Source organism: Deinococcus pimensis DSM 21231, from assembly GCF_000519345.1.
GTDB classification, from domain to species: Bacteria; Deinococcota; Deinococci; order Deinococcales; family Deinococcaceae; genus Deinococcus_A; species Deinococcus_A pimensis.
The window spans coordinates 26,948-27,575 of record NZ_KI912643.1 but is presented as its reverse complement, the minus strand read 5'-3'; the positions used below and the strand labels follow the sequence as shown (position 1 = coordinate 27,575).

The window sequence follows — 628 nt, the reverse complement described above, 5'->3', positions numbered from 1 at the left end:
CTCATCCCCCCTGCCCCTCGGGCAGCGCGGGATCCACGAAGACCGTCTTCTGCTGGGTGTAGTGCACCTGCCCGGCGGGCGCGCCGCGCGGACGCCACACGTGCTTGATGCGGGTGTAGTCCACGGCGACGTTGCCGCTGCCGCGCGCGCGCGAGTGGTACGCGGCGAGCGAGGCGGCCATCAGGATGTCGGGCAGCGCGAGCTCCCGGCCCTGCGCCCGCACGAGGACGTGCGAGCCGGGGTAGCCCTGCGCGTGGAACCACCAGTCCATGCTGCGGCCCAGCTTGTGCGTGAGGACGGCGTTCTCCTTGTTGTTGCGCCCCACGAGCACCTCGTGGCCGCTCGGGCTGACGAAGCGCGCGCCGTAGGGGGAGCGCTCGGTCTTCTGGGTGGCGAGGTCGCGTTCCAGCGCCTCCAGCTCGGGAAGGTCGGCCGCCTCCAGCCGTTCCAGGCGGGCGTCGAGGTCGGCGAGTTCCGCCTGCAGGACGGGCTCGCGCTCCGCGAGGCGGTCGAAGACGGCCTCGCGGCGCCGCGCGCGCGCGTAGAGCTTCTCCGCGTTCTGCACGGCGCTGAGTTGCGGCTCCAGGGGGATCGTGACGGGCGTCTCGCCGTCGAAGTCGGTGAAGGT

The 628-nt window shown here is 72.8% G+C and carries 1 protein-coding gene; it reads right to left on the bottom strand.

Translation table 11 applies throughout. From position 1 onward, the window contains the following. Position 1: 1 nt before the first annotated feature. The coding region (locus tag DEIPI_RS0111800) for an NFACT RNA binding domain-containing protein (RefSeq protein ID WP_027481907.1) at positions 2-628 on the bottom strand (627 nt) is incomplete at its 5' end.